24 protein-coding genes and 1 other RNA gene are annotated in these 24,324 nt (G+C 36.2%); 21 read left to right on the top strand and 4 right to left on the bottom strand.

Translation table 11 applies throughout. The features are described 5' to 3' along the window. The first annotated feature begins 177 nt into the window (after positions 1-177). Positions 178-1,779, top strand: a complete 1,602-nt coding sequence (gene pyrG / locus AC4BBR_RS09695; RefSeq protein WP_490459370.1) for a CTP synthase — start codon at positions 178-180, stop codon at positions 1,777-1,779. A 62-nt stretch (positions 1,780-1,841) separates the two neighbouring features. Here the strand turns inward: pyrG and AC4BBR_RS09690 are convergent, their stop codons facing one another. Together AC4BBR_RS09690 and recU are read right to left on the bottom strand one after the other, a co-directional pair. Next, entirely contained in the window at positions 1,842-4,169 is a 2,328-nt protein-coding gene (locus AC4BBR_RS09690) for a PBP1A family penicillin-binding protein (protein ID WP_490459369.1), read from the bottom strand. Continuing rightward, a complete protein-coding gene (recU, locus tag AC4BBR_RS09685; protein ID WP_490459368.1) occupies positions 4,159-4,800 on the bottom strand; it encodes a Holliday junction resolvase RecU in 642 nt (213 codons plus the stop codon). The genes AC4BBR_RS09690 and recU overlap by 11 nt, the downstream gene beginning before the upstream one ends. A 61-nt stretch (positions 4,801-4,861) precedes the next feature. On the opposite strand from recU, the gene AC4BBR_RS09680 reads away from it, so the two are divergent. The 7 genes from AC4BBR_RS09680 (at position 4,862) to nth (ending at position 10,632) form a co-directional block, all read left to right on the top strand. Beyond that, positions 4,862-5,401 (top strand): SLOG family protein, encoded by a 540-nt coding sequence (locus tag AC4BBR_RS09680; protein WP_490459367.1) that lies wholly within the window; start codon positions 4,862-4,864, stop codon positions 5,399-5,401. 96 nt (positions 5,402-5,497) lie between these two features. Beyond that, positions 5,498-5,929 carry a cell division regulator GpsB gene (gene gpsB / locus AC4BBR_RS09675; RefSeq protein WP_490459366.1) on the top strand — a complete coding sequence of 144 codons (432 nt, stop codon included), beginning with the start codon at positions 5,498-5,500 and terminating at the stop codon, positions 5,927-5,929. Between the two features lie 23 nt (positions 5,930-5,952). Next, an RNA gene (gene rnpB / locus AC4BBR_RS09670) (RNase P RNA component class B) lies at positions 5,953-6,436 on the top strand. Positions 6,437-6,550: 114 nt separating this feature from the next. After that, positions 6,551-7,714 (top strand): THUMP domain-containing class I SAM-dependent RNA methyltransferase, encoded by a 1,164-nt coding sequence (locus AC4BBR_RS09665; protein WP_490459365.1) that lies wholly within the window; start codon positions 6,551-6,553, stop codon positions 7,712-7,714. Positions 7,715-7,724: 10 nt separating this feature from the next. Then, positions 7,725-9,224 carry a carboxypeptidase M32 gene (locus tag AC4BBR_RS09660; protein ID WP_490459364.1) on the top strand — a complete coding sequence of 500 codons (1,500 nt, stop codon included), beginning with the start codon at positions 7,725-7,727 and terminating at the stop codon, positions 9,222-9,224. A 32-nt stretch (positions 9,225-9,256) separates the two neighbouring features. Next, on the top strand, positions 9,257-9,973 hold the full coding sequence (locus tag AC4BBR_RS09655) for a DnaD domain protein (protein WP_490459363.1): 717 nt from the start codon (positions 9,257-9,259) through the stop codon (positions 9,971-9,973). Between the two features lie 11 nt (positions 9,974-9,984). Beyond that, positions 9,985-10,632 carry an endonuclease III gene (nth, locus tag AC4BBR_RS09650; RefSeq protein ID WP_490459362.1) on the top strand — a complete coding sequence of 216 codons (648 nt, stop codon included), beginning with the start codon at positions 9,985-9,987 and terminating at the stop codon, positions 10,630-10,632. A gap of 138 nt (positions 10,633-10,770) precedes the next feature. Here the strand turns inward: nth and AC4BBR_RS09645 are convergent, their stop codons facing one another. Together AC4BBR_RS09645 and AC4BBR_RS09640 are read right to left on the bottom strand one after the other, a co-directional pair. Further along, entirely contained in the window at positions 10,771-12,576 is a 1,806-nt protein-coding gene (locus AC4BBR_RS09645) for a glycerophosphoryl diester phosphodiesterase membrane domain-containing protein (protein ID WP_490459361.1), read from the bottom strand. An 85-nt stretch (positions 12,577-12,661) separates the two neighbouring features. Next, complete coding sequence (locus tag AC4BBR_RS09640; protein ID WP_490459360.1) at positions 12,662-13,261, bottom strand: TVP38/TMEM64 family protein; 600 nt, start codon at positions 13,259-13,261, stop codon at positions 12,662-12,664. Positions 13,262-13,633: 372 nt separating this feature from the next. Between AC4BBR_RS09640 and AC4BBR_RS09635 the strand changes: the two genes are divergently transcribed. The 13 genes from AC4BBR_RS09635 (at position 13,634) to AC4BBR_RS09575 (ending at position 24,138) form a co-directional block, all read left to right on the top strand. Then, entirely contained in the window at positions 13,634-15,001 is a 1,368-nt protein-coding gene (locus tag AC4BBR_RS09635) for an Nramp family divalent metal transporter (RefSeq protein ID WP_490459359.1), read from the top strand. A 118-nt stretch (positions 15,002-15,119) separates the two neighbouring features. Then, positions 15,120-15,644, top strand: a complete 525-nt coding sequence (gene rimM, locus AC4BBR_RS09630) for a ribosome maturation factor RimM (RefSeq protein ID WP_490459358.1) — start codon at positions 15,120-15,122, stop codon at positions 15,642-15,644. Beyond that, positions 15,634-16,371 (top strand): tRNA (guanosine(37)-N1)-methyltransferase TrmD, encoded by a 738-nt coding sequence (trmD, locus tag AC4BBR_RS09625; RefSeq protein ID WP_490462101.1) that lies wholly within the window; start codon positions 15,634-15,636, stop codon positions 16,369-16,371. The genes rimM and trmD overlap by 11 nt, the downstream gene beginning before the upstream one ends. Before the next feature lie 37 nt (positions 16,372-16,408). Then, positions 16,409-16,726, top strand: coding sequence for a CatA-like O-acetyltransferase (locus AC4BBR_RS09620; protein ID WP_490459357.1), 318 nt, complete (start codon positions 16,409-16,411; stop codon positions 16,724-16,726). 169 nt (positions 16,727-16,895) lie between these two features. Continuing rightward, the gene (locus tag AC4BBR_RS09615) at positions 16,896-17,006 is read left to right on the top strand and encodes a CatA-like O-acetyltransferase (protein ID WP_490459356.1); all 111 of its coding nucleotides are present in this window, start codon (positions 16,896-16,898) and stop codon (positions 17,004-17,006) included. Between the two features lie 141 nt (positions 17,007-17,147). Beyond that, positions 17,148-17,495 carry a 50S ribosomal protein L19 gene (gene rplS, locus AC4BBR_RS09610; RefSeq protein WP_010761540.1) on the top strand — a complete coding sequence of 116 codons (348 nt, stop codon included), beginning with the start codon at positions 17,148-17,150 and terminating at the stop codon, positions 17,493-17,495. Positions 17,496-17,822: 327 nt separating this feature from the next. Beyond that, positions 17,823-18,473 (top strand): hypothetical protein, encoded by a 651-nt coding sequence (locus AC4BBR_RS09605; RefSeq protein WP_490459355.1) that lies wholly within the window; start codon positions 17,823-17,825, stop codon positions 18,471-18,473. A 105-nt stretch (positions 18,474-18,578) separates the two neighbouring features. Next, complete coding sequence (locus tag AC4BBR_RS09600) at positions 18,579-21,317, top strand: SpaA isopeptide-forming pilin-related protein (protein WP_490459354.1); 2,739 nt, start codon at positions 18,579-18,581, stop codon at positions 21,315-21,317. Between the two features lie 265 nt (positions 21,318-21,582). Beyond that, on the top strand, positions 21,583-21,897 hold the full coding sequence (locus tag AC4BBR_RS09595) for a YdcP family protein (RefSeq protein WP_490459353.1): 315 nt from the start codon (positions 21,583-21,585) through the stop codon (positions 21,895-21,897). Positions 21,898-21,911: 14 nt separating this feature from the next. Further along, positions 21,912-22,292 carry a YdcP family protein gene (locus tag AC4BBR_RS09590; RefSeq protein ID WP_490462100.1) on the top strand — a complete coding sequence of 127 codons (381 nt, stop codon included), beginning with the start codon at positions 21,912-21,914 and terminating at the stop codon, positions 22,290-22,292. Further along, positions 22,289-22,567, top strand: a complete 279-nt coding sequence (locus AC4BBR_RS09585) for a hypothetical protein (RefSeq protein WP_490459352.1) — start codon at positions 22,289-22,291, stop codon at positions 22,565-22,567. Before AC4BBR_RS09590 ends, AC4BBR_RS09585 begins: the two co-directional genes overlap by 4 nt. Beyond that, positions 22,568-22,744: a hypothetical protein gene (locus tag AC4BBR_RS09580; RefSeq protein ID WP_490459351.1), complete on the top strand. Its 177-nt coding sequence runs from the start codon at positions 22,568-22,570 to the stop codon at positions 22,742-22,744. Beyond that, the gene (locus AC4BBR_RS09575; protein ID WP_490459350.1) at positions 22,741-24,138 is read left to right on the top strand and encodes an FtsK/SpoIIIE domain-containing protein; all 1,398 of its coding nucleotides are present in this window, start codon (positions 22,741-22,743) and stop codon (positions 24,136-24,138) included. Before AC4BBR_RS09580 ends, AC4BBR_RS09575 begins: the two co-directional genes overlap by 4 nt. Positions 24,139-24,324 lie beyond the last annotated feature (186 nt).

Genomic DNA, 24,324 nt, shown 5'->3' with positions numbered 1-24,324 from the left:
ACAGATTTGCTTGTATTATACTACTTGGGCACCTTTGAGAAGGTCAGAAGTTTACAACGAATTCCAGCTCCCTATTCTTTTTGGATAGGGAGCTTTTGTTTTTTATGGTTAGTAAAAAATAATTTTGTTGTTCACTCATCTCTACAAATCTATTTTGAGAAAGGGTTTTTTTATATTATGACAAAATATATCTTTGTTACAGGCGGCGTAGTTTCTTCGATTGGGAAGGGAATTGTCGCAGCATCTTTAGGACGTTTATTAAAAAATCGCGGCTTGAAAGTAACGATTCAAAAATTTGATCCATATATCAACGTGGATCCAGGAACAATGAGTCCTTACCAACATGGAGAAGTTTTTGTCACAGATGATGGTGCCGAAACAGATTTAGACTTAGGTCACTATGAACGATTTATTGATATTAACTTAAATAAATATTCAAACGTAACAACTGGAAAAATTTATTCAGAAGTGTTAAGAAAAGAACGTAAAGGGGAGTACTTAGGTGCTACCGTACAAGTTATTCCTCATATCACGAATGAAATTAAAGATAAAATCATGCGGGCAGCCAGTATGACTGATGCTGATATCATTATTACAGAAGTTGGCGGAACAGTTGGAGATATCGAATCTTTACCATTTTTAGAAGCATTGCGTCAGATGAAAGCGGAAGTGGGTAGAGATAATGTCATGTATATTCATACAACACTTATTCCTTACTTAAAAGCGGCAGGCGAGATGAAAACCAAACCAACTCAACATAGCGTAAAAGAATTACGCAGTTTAGGTATTCAACCTAATATCTTAGTTGTCCGTACAGAATCACCTGTTTCTCAAGGAACAAAAAATAAATTAGCTCAATTTTGCGATGTAGCACCAGAAGCTGTTATCGAATCACGTGATGTGGAAACACTTTATTCGATTCCTTTAGCTCTACAGGCACAAAATATGGATCAGATCGTCTGTGATCATCTAAAATTAGATGCGCCAGTTGCTGATATGAGTGAGTGGCGTCTGCTCGAAGAAAAAGTATTAGGTTTGAAAAAAACAACTAGAATTGCATTAGTTGGAAAGTACGTCGAGCTTCCGGATGCCTATCTTTCAGTAGTTGAGGCGTTGAAACACGCAGGTTTTGCGTTTGATTCTGATATTGCGATTGATTGGATCGATTCACAAGAATTAACGGAAGAAAACGTTGCAGAAATCTTAAAAGAAGCTGATGGAATCTTAGTACCTGGCGGATTTGGAGATCGTGGAGTAGAAGGGAAGATTGAAGCAATTCGCTTTGCTCGTGAGAATGATGTGCCGTTTTTAGGAATTTGTCTAGGAATGCAAATGGCTTGTGTTGAATTTGCTCGTAATGTTGTAAAATTAGAAGATGCAGGCTCTGCTGAAAACAACCCTGATATTCTTAACAACATTATTGATTTGATGGCAGACCAAGAAAATGTAGAAAATCTTGGAGGAACTCTGCGTTTAGGTTTATATCCATGTAAACTTAAAAAAGGTAGTGTTACAGCTACTGCCTACGAAGGACAAGAAGTTGTTCAAGAACGGCATCGTCATCGTTATGAGTTCAATAATAAATATCGTGAATTATTTGAAGAAAACGGCTTGGTTTTTTCTGGCGTATCACCAGACAATCGCTTAGTTGAAATTGTTGAGTTGCCGGAAAAGAAATTCTTTGTTGCTTGCCAGTTCCATCCAGAATTGATTTCTAGACCAAATAGACCACAACTTTTAATCAAAGGATTTGTTGAAGCAGCGTTAAATAATCAATAAAATGAATCAGCTTAGTTATAACTTTTAAAGTTATTCCTAAGCTGATTTTACTTATTCATATATCAGCCAGAAGAGGATCGTCTTCTGGAGGCATTATTTTGTACAGGTGGCGTGGTTGGTTGGACTGGCGGTTCATTACTTGGCAAAACGTCAGTCGGAGTTGTTGATTCTACAGGCTCAGTTGGTTGAGTAGAAGAGACTGGCGGTTCACTAGGTTGAGTAGATGACACTTCTGTTCGTGAAGGAACCGTCGAGCTACTTGTCGTCCCAGTTTCAGAACTTACTGGATTTTCCCAAGATGAAGAAGGTTCATAACCAGAGTTTGAAGGCAATAATTGTTCTTCATAAGCTCCTTTGACATATAATTCACTACCGGAGCGTATGACAGTATCCGGCATGACCCAATCATCATTAGAAACGCCTTCAGATAGGTAAGTCATCATTTCTCTATAAACATCAGAAGCTGTTCCCCAATATTCATAAGGAATAGGGGTTAATCGTTGTTTATAGCCTGTCCAAACAGAAATGGCATAATGAGGCGTATAACCGACAAACGTACTGTCAGGTGCAATACTAGACGACTCAGAAGCTCCTATTTTAACTAGGTCATCTTCTGTATAGTTGGCTGTTCCAGTTTTTCCAGCTTGGATCAATCCAGGAACGCCAGCATTAAAGGCTGTACCGCCAGTGATAACATCTTTAAGCATATCTGTCATCATATAGGCAGTAGAATCTTTCATTGCGCGTTTACTTTCTGTTTCTGTCACATCTTCCGATCCATCTTGATAGACTATTTTGTCGACGTAATAAGGCTTGTTATAAACGCCCATATTTGCAAATGAGGCGTAAGCAGCAGCTAATTTTAAGGAAGAGACGCCATATTTGTTTCCTTCTAGTTCGCTAGTGTTACTAGATATTGCATTTGCAGCAACAATTTCTTTAAACTCAATCCCTAAATCCTTAAGAAAAGCAGCGGATTCATCACTTCCAACTACATCAAATGTTTGGATAGCAGTTGTATTACGAGAATACATGATTGCTTTACGCATTGTAAGTGCGCCATAATATTGCATATCTGCATTTGTAACAGGAATATTTGTTCCTTCATAATTAGTAGGTCTATCCATCAAGATACGACCAGTTGAATAATTCAACTTCTCAATGGCAGGACCATAATCAGCGATTGGCTTCATTGTTGATCCGACATCGCGGTCAGTCTCAATTGCTAAATTAGTGCCTAACTGAACATCGTCAGGAATGTGTCGACCGCCGATTTGAGCTTTGACTTTACCTGTTTTTACATCGAGCACAGTTGAAGCAACTTGGAATTCTGGATCCGGGTATTCTACATAAGTATCGCTGTTGATGATATCATAAAGTCGTTTTTGTGCATCCATGTCAAGATTAGTATAGATGTCTAAACCATCAGTATAGGGATTTTTACCCAAACTTTCTACCTCAGCGATAACCTCTCTGATGTAGTTATCAACAATCTTACGGTTTTCATTTGACTGTTGTAAAGGTTGTAAACCTTCATCAATCGGAGTTGCTTTGGCATCATCATATTCTTTTTTTGTGATCTTTTTATTTTCTTTCATTGTGTATAAAACAACGTCACGTCGTTCTTTAGCAACATCAGGTTTTACATACGGATCATAATCGTTTGGTGCTTGAGGCATTCCAGCTAATAGAGCAGTTTGCGGAAGTGTTAGTTCTGCCAAGGGTTTTCCATAATAAGACTGAGCAGCTGTCTCCATACCGTATAAACCATTAGCCATATATACCTTGTTAATATAATACGTTAAAATTTCTTCTTTTGATTTTTCTTTTTCCAATTGCATGGCAAGCCAGGCTTCTTGAGCTTTTCGTTTAAGATTTTGATCTTTTTCTTTTGTAGAGAAGTAAGATAATTTGATCAGTTGCTGTGTTAATGTACTACCACCTTGAAGTCCGCCAGTTTTAAAGTTTGAAAAAGCAGAGCCTAATATTCGTATCGGATCAACACCGCTATGTTTGTAAAAACGCTTATCCTCAACCGAGACAACTGCATCTTTAAGTAGCTGCGGTACATCAGTAGGCTTAATCATTTCACGTTTTTCAGCGCCTAATTCTTCAAAAACTTCATTATTTGCATCATATAATTTTGAAGAAACAGTTGCACTTAGTTTTTCGTCTTCCAATTTAGGCGCGTCTTTTGCATAAGACCAAAATAAACCTAAACCAGCTAGAAGACCTATGATTCCAAGCAAAACTAATCCTAAAAATATTTTTAAAAGAATTCGTTTTTTCTTTGGTTTCTTTCCGTCGCTAGACATTTTTTTTCCGGTGTTTTTAGAAGTAGGCATATGTCCATGTCTTGCAGCACGTGATCCTATTTCATCAGTTGTCATTAATCGCAACTCCTTTGTTTGATTGAATATGTTGCTTGACTGCATCCAAGTATGGAATTCTAGGTGCAATGCCAATTTGGATTTCTATTCCCTTTTTTTCAATGATAGATAAAGGCAACGATTTTTTTCCAGAGCTTTCTTGTTCTGACCAATAGGTTACTAATTCTTCTCCGCTAAAAAAGAAACATCTATTCAATGAAGAGAACCACAATAAAACAAAGCAAATTCCTTTTTGCGCCATACATTGCTGGATATGATCGATCTGGTGTTGATGAAAGTTTTTAAAAGGAAAAGAGGTTTTGTTCTTCGTTTCCTTTGCTTCGAAGTCCAGATAAAATCCATCGTAGACACCATTATAATCGGTTGTGGAAGCTTGTCTAAAGTAAGCTTCCTTAATTACGGCAGCACTGCGGCTGGGGTAATCAACTTTGACAATTTGAACGGGGGTAGGTTTTTTATGAACGACTGCTGTATTACGCGCCAAATAAAAAGCATTGGTTTTATTAATTTCTTCTTCAAAATCCATTCCTCGTTTCCCAAATTGAATTGATTTTTGGTTTTTTACTTGTTTTTTTGATTTGGGTGCTTCATGATTGTTATAGGGAGTACCATTAGGATAATGAAAAGCCATTTCTATCACACTCCTAGCCAACATTATAACAAAAAATCTTTATGAAAGAAAAGGAATGTCTATGGGAAACGTAAAAACACTTTATGTGACTGGTTATAAAAGCTTTGAAATCGGGGTTTTTCAAGATAATGATCCTAAAATTACAGTTATTAAAAATGTATTAAAAAAGGAAATCATGAGCTATTTGGACAGTGGATTGGAGTGGGTTTTGGTTTCTGGCAATCTTGGAACAGAGAGTTGGGCAGCAGAAGTTGTTGCCGAATTGAAAAATGAATACCCGGAAATAAAATTAGGGATTATCTATCCTTTTAAAGAATTTGGTAGCAATTGGAATGAAAAGAATCGTGGAAATTTAGAAAAAATTGAACTTTTAGCTGATTTTGTGGATTCAGTTAGTCATCAGCCATATAAATCACCTGCACAATTAAAAATGCATACAAAATTTTTGTTAGAACATTCTGGAGCTAGTTTATTGGTGTATGATAAAGAATATCCAGGGAAAACGTTGTATTTCCTTAAAGATGCTGAAGCTTTTTCTGAAAAATTACCCTATGAAATTCGTCTAATAACAATGGATGATTTACAAAACTCGATGGAATAGTGAGAATCTGTTTGATTTTCTGCTGATTTTCCGATACAATAATGCTGTTGAACTATGAACTTTTATCCCAATCAAAGAAAATAATGAGGTGTAAGTATGGCAAATTTAGTATACAGTCCAAAAGATATTTTACAAAAAGAATTTAAAACGAAAATGCGTGGTTATGATCCAGTTGAAGTTGATGAATTTTTAGATAATGTAATCAAAGATTATGAAGCATACAACAAAGAACTTTTGACATTGAAAGAAGAAAATAATCGTCTACTAGCTAAGCTTGATCAAGCGTCTAAAGTGCAACAAGCCATGCCTGCACGCGGTACCCAAGAAATGCCTAAGAGTGCTGCTGTCACAAACTTTGATATTCTAAAACGTTTGTCTAATTTAGAGCGTGAAGTATTCGGCAAAAAATTAGATGATACTCCAGCTTCAAATCCTATTTCAGGTATGAGCCATTCTAATCCATATGAAAGCACGCTACATAATTCATATGAACGTGAAATTGATAATTCAGAAACACGACAATTTTAATTGATTCAACTAAACATTTTGTAATTTTCGGGTGATCGCGGTTTGAATTTATTCAAGCTGAGGAAAGTCCATGCTCGCACAGACTGCGATGTCTGTAGTGTTCGTGCTTAGCGAAATCATAAGCTAAGGTACTTAATCCAGTAAATTCAGCTAGTCCTCTTTAACAAAAAGATAAGTCTCATTCAAAATGTTTCATTTTGAGTCAACTTCCTATTTTGTTCAAGGACTATGCAAGCTGATTTTCCTTTATAAAGTAACGGCAGGAAAAATGACTAAGGTTTCGGCTATGTCAAAGTACCCTTGAAAGTGCCACAGTGACGAAGCAATTTTGGAAACGGAATTGGTGGAACGCGGTAAACCCCTCGAGCGAGCAACCCAAACAATGGTAGGGGCGCTCTTCTAAAGGAAATGAACGAGTAGAAGAGGCAGATTAATTTCTGCAGATAGATGATGACCGTCGAGTGTTTTCTCCTGAGAAGCATTCGATACAGAACATGGCTTACAGAAAATTACAAGTATTCAGGAGACCTTCCAACTTTGTTGTGAAGGCTTTTTTTAAAAGTTTTATTGTAGATAGAGTAATGAGAGTTCTTAACGATAATAAGAACAAGAGGAGATATTATGACAAAAGAAAAAACATTTAAACTTGTTGCAACGGCAGCTAGTGGTTTAGAAGCCTTAGTAGGCAAAGAATTACGTGATTTAGACATTCCTTGTGAAGTAGAAAATGGGAAGGCCTTGTTTGAAGGCACTGTGGAAACGATCGCTACGGCTAATTTGTGGTTGAGAACTGCTGACCGTATCAAAATTATTGTTGGCGAATTTGATGCGTTTAGTTTTGACGAGTTATTTGAAAAAGTTAAAGCGTTGCCTTGGGAAGATTATTTACCGATGGATGCGGAATTTCCAGTTGCTGGAAAATCAATCAAATCTAAACTATACAGCACACCAGATTGTCAATCCATTACTAAAAAAGCGATCGTTAATCGCTTAAGAGAAGTCTATCATCGTCCTTCAACAGTGCCTTTAGCTGAAACTGGGGCCTTCTTCCAGCTAGAAGTTGCTCTTTTAAAAGACCATGTAACAATAACGATCGACACAACTGGACCAAGTTTATTCAAACGCGGTTATCGTATTGAAAAAGGTGGAGCGCCTTTAAAAGAAAATATGGCAGCGGCTCTAGTGATGTTGACGAATTGGCGTAAAGATCGTCCGTTTTATGATCCAGTTTGTGGATCGGGTACGATTTGTATTGAAGCGGCATTGATCGGTCATAATATTGCACCAGGATTTAACCGTGAATTTGTTTGTGAAACGTGGGATTGGTTTGATTCTGCTGTTTTTGAAAAAGTACGTAAAGAAGCAGATGAAAAAGCTGATTATGATATTAAACTAGATATTATGGGATCAGATATCAATGGCAAAATGATCGAAATTGCCAAAGCAAATGCGGAAGAAATTGGTCTAGGTGATTCTATTAAATTCAAACAATTGGCGTTACATGATTTTGCGACAGAAAAAGAATATGGCGTAATGGTTGCAAACCCACCCTATGGAGAACGATTGGGTGAAGAAGAAGCTGTTCGTAAATTATATAAAGAAATGGGCGAAGTTTTCCGTCCGCTGAAAACTTGGAGTAAATACATTTTAACGAGTGATTTAACGTTTGAACAATATTATAGTGCAAGAGCTACTAAGAAGAGAAAATTATACAACGGTGCCTTACGTACTGATTTGTTCCAATATTGGGGAGAAAGACCACCAAGAAAACCAAGAGATGAGTAGGTGAAAGGGTATGAAAGAACAAGAATTTTTAAATGAGATCAAAGAAATCGAGTTGATAAACGAATCTTTAGGTTTACTAGAATGGGATAGTCAAACGGGGATGCCAGAAGCCAGCAGTGAATTTAGAGGAGAGGTTGTCGGTTATTTATCAGGGATGTCATTTGAGCGCAGTGTAGGACCAAAAGTTCAAGAAGCTTTAGCCTATTTTGATACGCATTCTGATGAGCTATCTGAAGTCGGCTTGGCGGTTTATAAGAAGGTTAAAGAAGAGTATGAGTTAAATCATAGTATTCCCGCTGAGCGGATGCAGGCGTACAATACTGCATTAACAAATGCTCATACAGCGTGGCTAAAAGCTAGAAAAGTAAAAGATTTTTCTGAAATGAAAAACGAGATCCAAACAATCATCAATTTTTTAAAAGAATTTATCCCATATTGGAAAAAAGATGAAGCAACCAATTATGATGTTTTACTAAATCATTATGAGCCTGGGTTAAGTGTTGAAAAGTTAGATCAGATTTTTGCTCAAATAAAAACAGGAATCATGGAAATCAGAGCGAAGATTGACGAAAAAGGGACGGCTCCGCGGACTGACTTTTTATCTAGACGTGTAACGAAAGAACAACAAAGAATCTTCGTCACAGGAGTTGCAGAGCAGTTAGGTTATGATTTCTCTCGTGGTCGTTTAGATGATACAGTTCATCCTTTTATGTTGGATTTAAATCGAAATGATGCGCGAATTACGACGCGTTGGGATGAAACTGATTTCACGATGGCAACTTTTGGCGTCATTCATGAAGCAGGTCATGGAATTTATGAGCAAAGTATCGATCCAAAATATGATTATACGCCGCTGTCAACAGGGGCTTCAATGGGAATCCATGAGTCTCAATCGTTATTTAATGAAATTATTATCGGCAGTAATAAACTGTTTTGGCAAAAACAATTCCCATTTTTTAAAGAATGTACAGAAGGTACCTTTGACGATATTGAGTTTGATACTTTTTATGCTTCTTTAAAAGAGACAAAAGCCAGCTTGATTCGAATTGAGGCAGATAGTTTAACGTATCCGCTTCATATTATTATTCGCTACGAAATTGAAAAAATGATTTTTAATGAGAACGTTTCAGTCGAAGATTTACCTCAAATTTGGAATGATAAGTACGAAGAATATTTAGGGATTCGACCTGAGAATGATTTAGAAGGAATCGTGCAAGATGTTCATTGGTCTGGTGGCAGCTTCGGTTATTTCCCATCTTATGCCTTAGGTTACATGTATGCTGCTCAACTACGTCATGCACTGGGGAAAGAAATCGATGTAGATACGGTTTTAGCTAGTGACGATTACTCTTCAATCAAAAATTGGTTAACTGATCACATCCACCAATATGGCGCATCAACAAAACCTAATCAATTGATTTTGGATGCAACGGGTGAAGCATTGAATCCACAATATTTGATTGATTATATGAAATCTATTTATTATGATGTATACAAAATCAAAGAATAATTTTTTCTAGCAACAGAAATGAGGGAGCAGTTATGCTATCAATCAAAGAATATCTAAAAGCCGGTGAAACGACTGTCTCCAATTTGGTTATTGAGAATTATCAAAAAATTGGTTTAACAGATGAAGAATTTTTATTTTGGCTGCAGTTGTTCCGTTCCCAAGCAAAAGGTGATTTATTTCCAGATTTAGTTGAAATCAGTCAAATGATGGGAAAACCAATCGATGTTATTTATAAATTGATGAATCAACTCGTTTCACGCGGATTTTTGATTATTGAAACAAAACAAAATGATCAAGGGCAAATGATGGATACGTATGATTTATTACCGATTTTTGAAAAAATTGATCTACTACAGCAAAAGCAGACGGAAAAACAAAAAGAAGTGACATCAGAAGAAATAATCAAACAACTTTATCAGGGGTTTGAAAAAGAGTTTGGTCGTCAACTATCACCAATTGAACTGGAGATGATTGGTCAATGGTTAGAAACAGATCACTATCAACCTGAACTCATTCGATTGGCTTTAAGAGAAGCTGTATTGAATCAAGCGTATAGTTTAAAGTATATCGATCGCATTTTGCTGGCTTGGGAGCGTAAAAATATTACGACGAAAGAGCAAGTAGCAGAAGATCAAAAACGTCGGAAACAGGCGCTTATCCAAAAAGAAATCGAGCAACAAGGTACCCAAAATGAGGCAATACCCAAAGTTACCTTACACAATTGGCTAAATCCAGAAGATAGTGAGTAGGAGGTAGATAAATGCTTTCTAAAGAGAAAACAATGGAAGCGATAGAAATCATGTATGATATGTTTCCAGATGCAGCGTGTGAGCTCGAACATAAAAGTCCATTTCAACTATTAATCGCTGTGATTTTAAGTGCCCAGGCAACGGATATTTCTGTAAATAAAGCAACCCCAGCCTTATTTGCCGCATATCCAACACCAGAGGCACTTGCGGCAGCTCCAGTAGAGAATATCATTCAAAAAATTAAAACGATTGGTTTGTATCGAAATAAAGCAAAGAATATTAAAGCATGTGCTGTACAATTACTAGATCAGTTTGGTGGGAAAGTACCTGAAAATCGTGAAGAGTTAATTTCTTTACCTGGTGTTGGTCGTAAAACAGCTAATGTGGTGATGGGGGATGCTTTTGGCGAACCGGCTATCGCAGTTGACACACATGTTGAACGTGTGTCAAAACGTTTACGTATTTGTAAATTAGATGCCAATGTGATGGAAGTCGAACAAACATTGATGAGAAAAATTCCTAAAGAATTGTGGGTGAAAACCCATCATACAATGATTTTTTTCGGTCGTTATCATTGTTTAGCACGAAGTCCTAAATGCAATATTTGTCCACTTCTTTATATATGCCAAGAAGGTAAGACACGAATGAATGCAAAATGAATAAGAGAGAGCGTGGGACAAAACTGATCTTTAGTTTTGTCCCACGCTCTAAATCCGAATAAACGGCGAGAAAAAAGCAGCTTATTTCCGAAGGAGCTAAACGCTTTTGTCTCGGCCTCTCTCCTTGTATATACTATATTAACCAATCCCAATAACGAAATGCAGTAGCTTATCAGAATAAGTTGGTTCATCTAAATCAGTTCTAATAGTCTTATTAAGCAATTTCAGTTGATCTGTGATGATACCGTCTACACCATAAAACATCATCCGAGTCATTGTATCTTCGTCATTCACAGTCCAAGCATAAACTTTTTTTCCATCACTATGAGCTGCATTGATAAAGTTGCGATTCAACGTTGTGTATTCCATTGTAAAAAAATCTACATTCATAACAGGAGGTCCAACAATATTGAATGGAAGAATATAACCAACATAAAATTCAGATTCTTGTTCCTTTAACTGAGTTGCAGTATCAAAAGTTAATGTGTGTAGAATATGATTTTCCGATAAAATAACATTTCTATATTTTTCAGTAAATCGTTTAATCATATCAGGACTGTCTTGTGATGTTGTTTTGATTTCAATTAATAACTTCTGCTGTAATTCTTTTGCTTTTTCGAGATAGTCATCAAAGGAACAAATATTGGCTTCCATGCCATTTTCCTTGACCGTCAACTCGGTTAATTCATCCAACGTTAGCTGATTAGGCTTTTTATTCACACCTGTAAGCTTTTTTAAATTGAAATCGTGCATGACCACAAATTGCTTATCTTTGGTTTCTTGTATATCCATCTCTACATAAGTAGGGTGTTCTAAACTAGTTTTTTCTAGAGCAGATAATGAATTTTGAACACCATTTGATGCATCTACACCTCTATGAGATATGGTTAAAGGTTCTGTGACGGAGGGATTACTTAAATAATTAGTATTGTAGGTTCCTACGCCAATACCGAACAAAGTTGCAATAAAGACAAATAAACTAATTTTAAAGACTGTCCATTCTTTCCTAGTTTGTTTTGGCTGATCGGAAAACCATTGTGGTAAATCAGGTAAAAAACCTTCATCATCCATATAGTCAATTGTAATGTAAAAAATACCGACTGTAGAGAAAACAATATTAAGGAGTAAAATAAATTGTAAAAGTGTCATCGCAACTACGGCACTGACCAAAGCATAACTAGGAATAGCAGTTTCAATGATCGCCTGCGCACTTAGTATCACTGTATAACTAAGAACAAAAACAACTAAAATACTACCACCGATCACAATAAATTGTCCTAAAATCCTAAAGAAATGTTTTTTTGTCGAACGCCAACTTTCTCTAACTGCTTGACGAAATGGAACATCCCTTAAGATCATTTCGGGCAATGCAAAAATCAAACGAATAGAAAGATAGAAGAAAAGTAAATAAACTAAAACCACTAAAGCAATAATCGTAACGCGATTAGCAAATACAAAGTCCATAATAAAAGCAGGGATTTTTATTTTTGACAGTAAATCTGAATTAAAACCTAATCCGCTAAGAGGTAAAACAAACAAAAAATAAAATAGGAAAAAAAGAATTGTACTAAATCGAATTTTTTTTAGTTGAAGAAGAGTTCCTTTAAGCAAATTCGTTAGAGAAATAGGTTCATTTTTCTTAATAAAAAAAATACTTAAAAGTAAGAAAGTAAATTCAAAAAAAACAGCAATCACAATGGTTATGAGAACGATAATCAATGCAATCAAAACACCAGGATGCTTTGAAAAGATGATTGGAATTGTATCATAAGATAAATAGTCAATTTTTCCTTGTCTTAAAATGAAGCGGGTCGAACTGGCTAAAAGAGGAAGTAGTATAAAAAGCATAAAGCCATGCATCAACAAGACATCACGAAAATATGCCGATGTACTTGCAAAAAAATCAATCATATTTTTAAAACTATTTTTGATATATTTTATCATTTAATTCACTCCTATAAAAATTAACATAAAAGAAGATAGGCTACACGAGCATCCTATCTCTTTACCTATTATATATTTTTATGCTCTAAAATCCTAGTAAACCGTTTAAGAATGTACCGCCGTAAATCAATGCTAAACTATATAAGAAGATTGAAACGGGTTTTGCCAAGAGGATAATCAATGTAAATTTCTTTATGGGCATCTTGGTTAAACCAGCCATTAAGCAAAGAGCGTCATCTGGAGCAATGGGTAGAAAAATAGCTAAAGCGAAGAGACGTTCAAAGCGTTTTTCATTATCCAACCAGCCAATATACTTATTATAGGTCTTATCACTAACTAAACTTAGAATAAATGGTTTCCCATACTGGCGCCCTAAAAGGAAAATAATCACAGAACCAATCGCAATCCCAACGTAATTATAGATAAACCCTGCAAAAGGACCAAATATCAGAACACCTGCGGCACAACTGATACCGCCTGGTATGATTGGAATCACCACTTGAATGATCTGGATTAACATAAACAGAATTGGACCTAGGATAACTGAGTCACCGACTAATCCTCTCAATGCATTAACGTCTTTAAAAACACCTAATCGCATAAAGTAAATCGTCGCAGCAATCGTTGCGATAATCCCTACGATTGAAATACAGTTAATAATTTTTCTTGAAAGCGCGATGCTCATGTCGATCATCTCCTTAATTTAAAAGTATAGCAGGATTGTCCAGTCTCGTAGAACGATATTTTATCATTTTGTCCTAAAGACTAGCTAAAAAACTGGATCAAGTAACTACCTCTTAGTATAAAAGTCTTCTTATTATTTTACCATTGTTATTTATCAAATTTTACGAACAAAGTTGTAAGAATGAACTTGTTAAGATTATTATACAAAGAACTTACAGTAAAAACATCCAACTTTAGACCTAAATGAAAAAATAACGGAGTGTTTCCTATTTACAAGGAACAGTGAGAGGATTATAATTGTTTTAAGGATTATGGCGCGCCTAAAAATACAATGATATAAACCTGATAATTTATAGTTGGAAGAAGGATCAACATGAAACAAGGGAAAAACGAAGCAGAAAAGTTGTTGGAATATGCAAATGGTCCTAGTTTAGAAGAAATAAACAACACTGTTGATGTACCGAAAAATGCTAGTTTTTTGCGAACATTAATGGCTTATAGCGGACCAGGAGCGCTTGTAGCAGTTGGGTATATGGATCCGGGAAATTGGATCACCTCGATTGCGGGTGGTGCAGAATATAAGTATGCATTACTGAGTGTCATCCTATTATCAAGCTTGATCGCTATGCTTCTTCAAAGTATGGCGGCAAAACTTGGAATCGTGACAGGCAGAGATTTAGCACAGGCGACTAGAGAACATACAAGCAAAAAAACAGGCATTGTTTTATGGATCATTACGGAACTTGCAATCATGGCTACGGATATTGCTGAGGTGATTGGCGGCGCTGTGGCATTGCAATTGTTGTTTGGTTTCCCATTATTGATCGGTGTATTGATTACAACGTTTGATGTCTTATTGTTATTATTGCTAACGAAACTAGGATTCAGAAAAATAGAAGCCATTGTTGCTTGCTTGATTGCAGTGATCTTTTTTGTTTTTGCATATGAAGTGGCATTGGCTGATCCAAATATTGGTGAAGTACTTCGTGGCTTTATTCCAGATACGCGAATTGCAAGTGACAAATCGATGCTATTTTTAGCATTAGGGATTGTCGGGGCAACGGTTATGCCGCATAATTTATACTTACATTCATCCATTGCTCAAGCACGGAAATTTGATCGTAATGATGATAAAGAAAAAGCGAAAGCCATTCGTTTTACGATTTGGGATTCAAATATTCAATTGACCGTTGCTTTTATTGTTAATTGCTTGTTGCTGATTTTAGGTGGGGCGTTGTTTTATGGAACGAATAGTGATTTAGGAAAGTTTGTAGACTTGTTTGATGCCTTGAAAAATCCTGATATTGTTGGAAATATTGCGAGTCCAGTTTTAAGTATTTTATTTGCGATTGCTTTACTTGCTTCAGGTCAGAACTCTACGATAACTGGGACACTTTCAGGTCAAATTGTTATGGAAGGATTTATTCACTTGAAAATGCCACTGTGGATGCGTAGAGTCGTGACGCGTTTGATTGCGATCGTACCCGTTATTATTTGCGTAATTCTTTATGGCGGTAGAGAATCAGCGGTAGAGGATTTATTGTTGTATACACAAGTATTTTTAAGTATCGCATTACCAATTTCAATCATTCCTTTAACGATGTACACAAGTGATAAAAAAATTATGGGACGATTTGCTAATCCAATGTGGGTGAAAATTTTGGCGTGGATCATTGCGCTTGTATTGACAGCATTGAACCTATTCTTGATTTATGGAACCTTAACAGGAGTCAATGCTTAAAAGAGAAAAAGAAAGCGATTCTGAATTGAATGGCTTTCTTTTTGCGTATATATAATAGAATTCGGTCTATAGAAATGGTAGAATGAGAAAGACTAAAATTTTGAAATGAGGGTTTTAAGTGTCTGAATATTTAAATGTTGGAAAAATCGTCAATACTCAAGGCTTAAAAGGTGAAGTACGAATAATTTCTCAAACGGATTTTCCAGAACTACGCTATAAAAAAGGATCTGTTTTGACATTATTTCAAGAAAAAAAAGCGCCAATCGAACTAACGATCAAAACGCATCGCAAACATAAAAATTTTGATATTGTCACATTTGAAGATCATTTTTCCATCAATGATGTTGAAAAATACCGTGATGGAATTTTGAAAGTGTCAAAAGAAGGGTTAAAGGATTTACCAGGAGATGAATTTTATTATCATGAAATCATTGGGTTGACGGTTATTGATGGAAACAATGAAGAACTTGGGAAGATCAAAGAGATCCTTTCTCCAGGAGCAAATGATGTCTGGGTTGTTCAAATACCTAAGAAAAAAGATGCCTTGATTCCTTATATCGAATCTGTTGTTAAGTCTGTTGATTTAGAGGCAGGGATCGTTCGTGTAGAAATTCCAGAAGGTTTGATTGACGATGAAAATTGATGTATTGACGCTTTTTCCAAGAATGTTTGAAGGTCCGATGGGAGAATCCATTATTGGAAAAGCTGTAGAAAAAAATTTACTAGAAATTAATGTGTCCAATTTCCGTGATTATTCAGATAATAAGCATCAGTCGGTTGACGATTATCCTTATGGCGGTGGGGCAGGTATGCTACTAAAAGTTCAGCCGATTTATGATAACTTGCAAAGAATTGAAGAAGCATCACCGGAAACTAAAAAACGTGTGATTTTGCTAGATCCAGCGGGTAAGCGGTTTGATCAGAAAATGGCAGAAGAGTTTTCTGAAGAAGAGCATTTGGTTTTCATCTGTGGTCATTATGAAGGATACGATGAGCGTATTCGTTCTTTCGTTACGGATGAAGTTTCACTGGGAGATTACGTTTTAACAGGTGGAGAGTTAGGGGCAATGGTCATGGTTGATGCGACGGTTCGCCTGCTGCCTGATGTGTTAGGGAATAAACTATCTGCACAAACAGATTCGCATTCAACAGGATTATTAGAACATCCTCAATATACGCGTCCAGCGGAATTTAATGGGATGAGTGTACCCGAGGTTCTCACTAATGGAAATCATAAATTGATTGATGAGTGGCAGCAAATAGAGTCTCTAAGAAGAACATTCCAACGCAGACCAGATATGCTAAAAAAAATAGAACTAACAGAACAGCAAGCAAAATGGTTGGAAGAAATCCGTGCTGAAAACGAGTAAGCTAAATACACCGACTGAATAAAAAGGAGACGTTTGGATGAGTATATCAGTGGAAATTATTGATCAAACAACATGGGATAGAAAAGAACATTTTGATTTCTTTTCTGAATGTGGAGGAATTCCTCTTTATGATATTACGACTCAAATAGATGTGACTTATTTTTATCAATATGCGAAACAAAATGATATTTCTTTTTATTCTGGATTGATAGATGCAACGACCAAAATAATGAATCGTATCAAAAATTTTCGTTATAAAATTCGTGGTAAAGAGGTTGTTTTAGTTGAGCGTTTAATTCCAAGTTTTATGGATTTAAAAGCTGGTAGTGAGTTATTCCATATTCTGACTCTTTGACTATGAAGGGAGTATGAAAGCTTTCTCTGATGAGGCAAAAAGAGTGAGTGGGGCTCAGCGAGACTACTTTCCGAGCTCTAACTATCAACAAGATATGATGATCCAATTTTCTTGTTTGCCTTGGTTTTCGTAAGTAACCAGGGGTAAATTTGAAAAGAATGGCGATCGTTTGCTATTGCCTTATTCTATTCAAGTAAATCATCGTCTTGTCGATGGTATACATTTAGGTAAATTCATTAATCAGTTACAAACATATTTAGACAGTTTTGAACTATTGTAGAATCGTTAAAAAATTAGGGGAATCCCTTTACAGCTTAGAATAGCTATGTTACACTGTTTCAGTGAGTGCAAAGCGCTCAACTATTACGATATTCCGCTGTGGCAGTAGTCATAAGAATGTTTGGAATGAGGAGAAAAAAGAATGAATCCATTAATTCAAGAATTAACACAAGAACAATTACGTACGGATATTCCTGCGTTTCGTCCTGGGGACACTGTTCGCGTTCATGCGAAAGTTGTCGAAGGAACACGCGAACGTATCCAATTATTTGAAGGAGTTGTTATCGGCCGCCGTGGCGCTGGTATCAGCGAAACATATACAGTACGTAAAATTTCTAACGGTGTTGGTGTGGAACGTACATTCCCATTACACACACCACGTGTTGCTCAAATCGAAGTAGTTCGTTATGGTAAAGTTCGTCGTGCGAAACTTTATTACTTACGTGCATTACATGGTAAAGCAGCTCGTATTAAAGAAATTAGAAGATAAGTGTTTCTTAGATTGCCCGAGTAAGAAAAAAGTGCGAAAGTCCTTGATATCAAGGGCTTTTTCTTTTGGCTTTGTTTAAGGAAATCGATGGTATTTTCTGCGATTATCCTTGATTATCCCATTTTGACTACCTGTGTTGTCAGAAAACAGGTGGAAATCATAGGTGAAATTGACGACAAAAAGGATTCCAAAAATACCAAAACGATGCTCCAATTTAGTAGATTAGAGGATGAGTCTACTAAATACAGAGAAGAACCTGTGCAGTTGGTGCAAGTGTAAAATGGACAAGCCAAAGTACTTTTTTACAAATGAAAGGGTGAGTGGCTGATGACAGTAAAAGATCATCGAACGATTTGGAAAGAAAAAAATGATTTAGAATTGATGGTATTAATTCAAGAATTTATTGAATTTGAAGGTATCACAAGTGTTAGAGACTATCAGAACGCAAAAAAAGAGTTTTCGAATAAAGTGCCGAGCTTATGGTTTATCAATGAGCGTTTTGGTTCGTGGGAAAATTTGCAAAATCGTTTAGGAAATAAAACATACGATCGATATAGATGGGCAAAATATTCAGATGACCAGCTGTTTGAGATTCTCCAATCTTTTATTGTGAAGAATAATGTTCGGTCACAAAGGATGTATGAAAAGAATCGTAAAGGTAAAAACCTCCCAAGCCTATCAACGGTTAATAAAAGGCAGATTGATATAAGCCAATTATTTGATAAACGAGTGGGCTCTAAAAGGTTTGTAACAGACTTTGAATTGCTAACAAGCTTAAAGAACGAAATTGTCCGATTAGATTTAGAAGAAAGCTTATCTATGACCGAATTTAGAAAAAGATATGATCGAGACGCTTTACCATCAATTGATACAATTATGAGACGAACAAATAAAAATTGGGAAGAGCTACTGACTGAAATTGGGTACGATTATCGACCAATTAAGACAAGTAGACTTTTACAAAATTTAGAAAATTAAATAGTAGAAACAAGTGAACATCAGACACTTGAATCAAGACACTAGAGCAAGATTTTGAACCTAAAAATCTTGCTCTTTTTTTTATGGAAAAAAGGAGGAATCATTTTGAAAAAAGTAAATAAATTAATCAATCGATTATTATTGTTCGTATTAATCACACTACCCCTTATTACTTCTGCATCATCCGTATACGCTGCAGAGGGGTCATTTCATAAGATTGGGGATTGGGTGTCTACATGGCACTCTAAATTACTCAATGGGACACATTGGACAGAGCAAGGCTCGAATATGATGACAGTGGATGGAGATCCAGCATTTTGTATTGAGCATGGTATTCCTGTGACGGAGCCAGGAGCAGGCTTTGAACCTAGCGAATTGAGTATACCAGAAAAGGATCGTTTAGCCCTGATTGCTTATTATGGGTATCAAACAAATCCTAATGCACTATCGTATACTATTACACAGCGTATTATTTGGGAAACACTAGGAAATGAATTGTTAACAACCCAGGTTCCAAACTATCAAGCAGAAAAGCAACGAATATTGAATCAGGTGAACGCTCATAATCGTAAGCCAAGTTTTGATAATCAAACGATTGAACTAAATGTTGGTGAGTCCATTACCCTAAGTGATTCAAATGGTGTGCTAAACAAATATAAGGTATTAGCCAGTAATTCAGCAAATTTAAACGTTGAAAAATCAGGAAATACACTAAAGCTAATGGCTAAAGCAGCTTCTAAAGAAACAGGGACATTACAGTATGATATTGCCAATAAAAACGATGTAGGAACAACTTTTGTTTATCATAAGAAAGGGCAACAAAGATTAGCTAAATTTAAACTAAATTCAGCGGGAAGCTTTGGCTTGACTATTAAAGTGAATTTAAACGGACATGTCAAACTTAAGAAAGTAGATGAAACGACAGGAAAAGCATTGGCAAATACAAAGATAAAATTTGAATATGCTGGACAAACGAAAGAGGTCACTACAAAGGAGAATGGTTTAGCTGAATTGAGGGATATTAAAGCAGGAACTAAGGTTAAAATAACAGAAATACAAGCTGCTGATGGCTTTGTCAATAAAGGTCTGTCTCAAGAAATCGTGATTGAACCGAATAAAACGATTGAAATCACATGGAATAATCAACCTCAAATGAGGCTATTGAAGCTAACGAAGCTAGGTAAACAGCCAGTGGAATTAACCTCGTTAAATTCTGAATATGGCTTTATTCAGCGCTTAGAATACGACCAAGCTCCACTAGCAAACGTTGTCTTTGATTTAAAAGCGGCAGAAGATATTTTGGTTGGTGGTACAAAACGACATGCTAAGGGAAAGGTTGTTGCGACTGTAACGACCAATAATGATGGGGTTATTGAGAATATGCCCCAGCTCTTTTTAGGGAAGTATGTTGCAGTGGAAAAAAGTGCACCTGCTGGATTTATGATCGATGAAGCAGAACTACCATTTGAATTAACCTATGGTGGGCAAACGGTTGATTTAGTTTCAACAAGTTTAGAGGTAAAAAATGATTTTCAAGAGGTTGAGCTCATGATTCATAAGGATGAGGAAAGTATAAAGGGGTGGAAAGATAATAGCCCAATGCTAGAGACTGTCCCATCCGAAGAAAAGTTCTTTGGTTTATACAATGTGGATGCGATTCATGTAAATGATCATTTATCCGTTGATCCTAATAGCTTGATGGCTGTTATTAAAACAAGTGATGGTATCGGTCGTGAGCAATTAAACTTACAAGTGGGCAATTACTATGTCAAGGAATTAAGTGCGGGTTCTCTCCATGAGTTAGATACGCGTCAATTTCCGTTTACATTTGATGGTAACAATCACGATCAAGTGGTGAAGATTAATGTGTCTGATGAAGAAGATCAACCAATTCTTAATAAGCTTCATTTTAATCAGTTTTCTTTTATCAAGGAAAACGAGAAGGCAATTCTTCATGAGAAGGAAGGTTATACGTATGACTTTTCTGGAAATGCCAAAGGAGCTGTCTTTACTTTAGAAGGTGAAGAAGAAAAGGTCATACAAACTGTAACAGCTGATGAAAAATCGGTTGTTTCCTTCAAAAATGTTCCAGTAGGCACCTTTATATTAAAAGAAAAAAAACCGTCTTCTGATGATTATCTTATCTCTGAACAATCGATAAAAATTGTCTCTACAATGGAAGGCATCACAGCATATGATGAAAAAGGAAAAGAATTGTCATTAACAGATAAGAATGCTAAAAAAGATACTTCTGCAACAAAAGAAGCAACTGATTCAGAGATCGAGCTAAATTCAACAACGTCAATCCCAATGGATGAAAAAAATGAAAATTCTGATGAACAGCTCAAGTTGGATGAATCAATAGAACCACTATTCAAAATCCAAAATATCTTGAAAAAGGGTGGAGCAGAGCTGTCTAAAATAGATGTTGCTACAGCTGATCCATTGCCTAAAACAGGGATTCAAATTGTGGATAAAGACGGGAAAATTGTGGTTGAAGGTCGAACGGATGAAAAAGGACAGTTTAAATTTAAGGGGTTACCAGCAGGGAATTATACGTTTAAAGAGTTTGATCCTCCAGAAGGGTATGAGTTAGATGAGACTCCGTTACCTTTTGAAATTGCAGAGGATAATGAGATTGTAAAATGGGAGATGACCAATAAAAAAGTTCCAGAAAAACTAGAGCCTAAAAATCCTCAACCAAAAGAAAAAGGCCGTTTACCACAAACAGGTGAACAAAAACGAAATAGGGTAGTAGCGATAATTGGCTTGTTGCTTATTGTTAGTTTTGCAGGTGGGATTGGTTACAAGTGGTATCTCAAAAACTTAAATAAAGATAATTAAGAAATAATGGGAAAGGCGATCAAACACACAGGTCGTCTTTTTTGTCTGTTAAATTATTGAGAGGGGGTGACGTATAAAATGGGAAGTAGACGAGATTATGTCTCTTTTAAAGAGAATTTATTGAGTAAGGGAGTTCTCTTTAAAACAGGTACGGTGCTGTTTCTAGGGACAGTAGCTATATTAGGCTACAAACGACTAAGAAAGTCTGACTCTAACTAGATTGAAGCTAGAGCTATTTAAATTTAAACAGAAAGAAGGAAAAAGAATGGAACTAAAACACATTATTCCAAATATGGAACAAACCTTTGGACAACTTGAATATGCAGGAGAAGGAGCGGTTGAACAACGCCGAATTAATGGCAGACCGACAGTCCTTTCTAGAAGTTATAATTTGTATTCTACCATTCAACGAGCAGATGACATTGTGGTTATTTTACCTGCTGATGCTGGTGAGAAGCATTTTGAGGTAGAAGATAAAGTCAAACTGATTCAGCCTAAAATTATAGCAGAGGGCTATAAAATCGGGACAAGAGGATTCACCAATTATGTCATGCACGCTGATGATATTGTGAAGGCGTAAGAAAGGGAGGAAAAATAATGAGATTAGCAGAAGGAATTGTCATTGAAAAAGAAGCAACATTTGGTCTATTGAAATTTTCAGCTTTACGCCGAGAAGTGCGCATTCAAAATGAAGATGGTACAGCATCAAATGACATTAAGGAGCGTACCTATGATTTAAAATCAACAGGTCAAGGACGCATGATTCAAGTGAGTATACCTGCATCTGTTCCGCTTAAGGAATTTGATTATAATGCAGAGGTCGAATTGATTAATCCGGTGGCAGATACAGTGGCAACTGCCACGTTTCAAGGGGCTGACGTGGACTGGTATGTAAAGGCAGATGATATTCGTTTAAAAGAGAAGAAAAAGCAATCAATTCCAGTGACTAAAAATGGGAAGGTGGAATCAGCATGATGCAGCAATCCATTCAAGGGACAATGATCGGTATGGATGAATTTCTCAAAGATTTTGAAGAAGTAGTGTCATCTGATGCTCCGATTAATCAAGATCAAGTGGTAACGGAGGTCATCGAGCATTGCTTAGAAAATCAAGATGCTGTGTTTGGTTTAATTCTTGACGAAGAGAAAACAAAAGAGAAAAGAGCAATGTGCTTTGATTTTGCCTGTGCAGGTGAAGAAACTTCAAAAGAGCTGATCATTTTTTATCTTGATTGTCATGAGGCAAGATAAATGGATGAACAGATTATTAACTTAATTTTAGAACAAATCAAAGAAGCTGAGTCATTAGGTCAAAAAGGAGTCCATGTTGAATCCTATCAAGCATTATTAAACTATCATGTGGCTTGTTTAGAAGTTTTGTATGATGATATTTCTCGTGCCAATCAGCAATTGAGGGATTTCACATGAAAAAATTATTAAATTATCGTGGAAAGAAAATCAAACCTAAAAATAAACTTCTTGTTTATCACGTCGCCTTAGTTTCATTGGTTCCTGTTTTTTTATTAGTGATGGCTTTATTTTATAGACAGTCACTTCTTGAAATGAATTGGTCTGATTTGAAACTATTGGATGCCAACATTCAACTGAATATTCCCTATTTGATAAGTAGTGTCCTCACTGCTTTTTTTGTTTGTTTATTGCTAGTATTTCTTTACTCTTATTATCGAATAGATCATTTAAAACAGCTACAGCATCGACAAAAACTCGCTCGAATGCTACTTGAAAATGGCTGGTATGAATCAGAGCAAGTTCAATCAGAGTCATTTTTCAAAGATTTAGGTGGAAACAAGACAAAAGAAAAAATCACGTATTTCCCAAAGGTTTATTATCGTTTAAAGGATGGCTTGATTCACATTCATGTAGAGATTACGATGGGAACTTATCAAGATCAATTATTACGGTTAGAGAAAAAGCTGGAAACAGGACTATACTGTGAATTGGTCGATAAAATTTTGAAGGATTCCTATGTGGAATATACCTTGCTTTACGATACCATCAATAGTCGAATCACCATTGATGAAGTACAGGCAATGAATGGCACACTAAAATTGATGGATTCAGTTCTTTGGGCATACGATTCTTTACCCCATATGCTGATTGCTGGCGGAACTGGTGGAGGTAAGACTTATTTTATTTTAACGATTATTGAAGCCTTGCTACAAACCAATGCGACTATTTATGTGCTTGATCCAAAGAATGCGGATTTAGCAGACTTAGAAACCGTCATGCCAAATGTTTATTATAAGAAAGACGAGATGATCACTTGTTTAAACCAGTTCTACGATGAAATGATGGAACGAAATGAAACGATGAAGCAAATGGAAGGCTATAAAACAGGAGAAAATTATGCGTATTTAGGGTTACCAGCTAACTTTTTAGTATTTGATGAATACACCTCGTTTATGGAAATGATTGGACGTGAAAGCATTGAGGTCATGAGTAAATTAAAGCAAATCGTGATGCTAGGACGCCAAAGTGGTTTCTTCCTCATTCTTGCTTGTCAACGACCTGATGCAAAATATTTAGGCGATGGTATTCGCGATCAATTTAATTTTCGTGTTGCTTTAGGAAGAATGTCTGAATTGGGGTACTCGATGATGTTTGGGGAGACAGACAAAGACTTTTTCTTAAAACCCATTAAAGGGAGAGGTTATGTAGATGTTGGAACCAGTATCATTAGTGAATTTTATACACCGCTTGTGCCTAAAGAACATGATTTTTTAAAGGCAATAGAAGAGTTGATACAAAACAAACAGGCAGACGCAGTGACTTGCGAAGCAAAGGTTGCTGCGCCTGACTAGTTTGTCATTGGTGTGGCGCTAGCCACGCCAATATATTAGTCCCCCATATCTAACAGGGGGGCACAAATACGACTAGAAATAGTCTTTTATATTGACTGAACCCTTGATTTAAAAGGAATTCATAATTTTTAAGCAGTTGTCTGATGATATGTAAAAGTGGACAACTGCTTTTTTGATTGGAGGAAG

Source organism: Enterococcus sp. AMC1251 (assembly GCF_058216535.1).
This window is presented reverse-complemented; position numbering and strand designations above follow the sequence as displayed.